Below are 1,734 nucleotides of genomic sequence, written 5' to 3'. Positions count from 1 at the left end.
TCCGTACTGTCAAGTTCAGCTCGGATGGTGGATTTGCCTGCCATCCTCAACACCTACACTCTTCAACGGGGACTTCCGTCGCCCCGCGGTGGTTTCACTGCTCCGTCTCCACGTCGCCCCATGCGGCAGTGACGGAATATTAACCGTCTCTGCCATCGCCATCGCCGTTCGGCTTAGACTTAGGACCCGACTGACCCCGGGCTGATTGGCATTGCCCGGGAAACCTTGGTCTTACAGCGGGAGGGAATCTAACCCTCCTTATCGTTACTTATTCCTACATTTGCTTTACTCACCGCTCCAGGATAACTTACGTACACCATTCGACGCTGTGAGTATGCTCCCCTACCGATACTTTCATAATTGCTATCCCGCGCCTTCGGTGTCTGCCTTATACCCGATTATTATCCATGCCCGGACCCTCGACTAGTGAGCTGTTACGCACTCTTTGAATGAATGGCTGCTTCCAAGCCAACATCCTAGCTGTCATAGGGACCAGACTTCGTTAGACTAACTCAGGCAGAACTCCGGGACCTTAGACGGCGGTCTGGATTCTTCTCCTCTCGGGGACGGACCTTAGCACCCGCCCCCTTACTGCCGGACTGCAGACCGTGAGCATTCGGAGTTCGTCAGGACTCGATAGGCGGTGAAGCCCTCTTGTCCTATCGGTCGCTCTACCTCTCACGGTGACCATCCGACGCGGCACCTAAATGCCTTTCGGGGAGTACGAGCTATCTCCAAGTTTGATTGGCCTTTCACTCCTACACTCGGCTCATCCAGAAGCTTTTCAACGCTTATTGGTGCGGACCTCCATCCCGTGTTACCGGGACTTCATCCTGGCCAAGTGTAGATCACTTGGTTTCGCGTCTACCCCCACTGACTGTGCGCCCTGTTCAGGCTCGCTTTCACTGCGGCTACGTGTCTCATGACACTCAACCTCGCCAGTGACGGTAACTCGTAGGATCATTATGCAAAAGGCACGCCGTCACATCGCAAGATGCTCCGACCGCTTGTAGGCGCATGGTTTCAGGAACTATTTCACTCCCCTGCTCGGGGTTCTTTTCACCTTTCCTTCACAGTACTCGTTCGCTATCGGTCTCACGGGAGTATTTAGCCTTACCGGATGGTCCCGGCAGATTCGCGCAGGATTCCTCGTGTCCCGCGTTACTCAGGATACCGCTATGCCTGATCTGGCTTCGTGTACAGGATTATCACCTTCTGTGATGTAACTTTCCAGATACTTCCACTCACCATTTCAATACAATGTCGCGGTCCTACAACCCCAGCCACGCCTTGCGACGCCACTGGTTTGGGCTGTTCCCCGTTCGCTCGCCACTACTGGGGGAATCATTCTTTTATTTTCTCTTCCTGCAGGTACTAAGATGTTTCAGTTCCCTGCGTTAGCTCTCTTACTTGGTAAGAGTAACCGTCCTTCAGACGGCTAGGTTGTCCCATTCGGAAATCTCCGGATCAAGGGTTATTTGCACCTACCCGAAGCTTATCGCAGCTTATCACGTCCTTCATCGCCTCCGTGAGCCTAGGCATCCGCCATACGCCCTTTCTTACTTTCTTTAAGACTGTATTCTTGTTACTCGTTTCCGAATAACGAATAAGTAGCTCATACTTTCAGCTGTATTCTAACAAAGTGAAATCTCATCTTGCGATTTGATTTACTTTAGTCTGAACTAAAGTTCATTACTTACAGTTTTGCTTGTGTCAATATGTCAAAGATCTTTT

1 rRNA gene is annotated in these 1,734 nt (G+C 51.5%); it reads right to left on the bottom strand.

Annotation, left to right across the window (positions count from 1 at the left end):
- Nucleotides 1–1,569 (bottom strand): 23S ribosomal RNA (locus ACQRBJ_RS15920); the annotation flags it as partial.
- Nucleotides 1,570–1,734: the final 165 nt, after the last annotated feature.

This window comes from Prevotella sp. SGI.167 (assembly GCF_050313615.1).
GTDB lineage: Bacteria > Bacteroidota > Bacteroidia > Bacteroidales > Bacteroidaceae > Prevotella.
The sequence above is the reverse complement of the archived record's forward strand: the minus strand, read 5'-3'. Positions and strand labels throughout refer to the sequence as shown.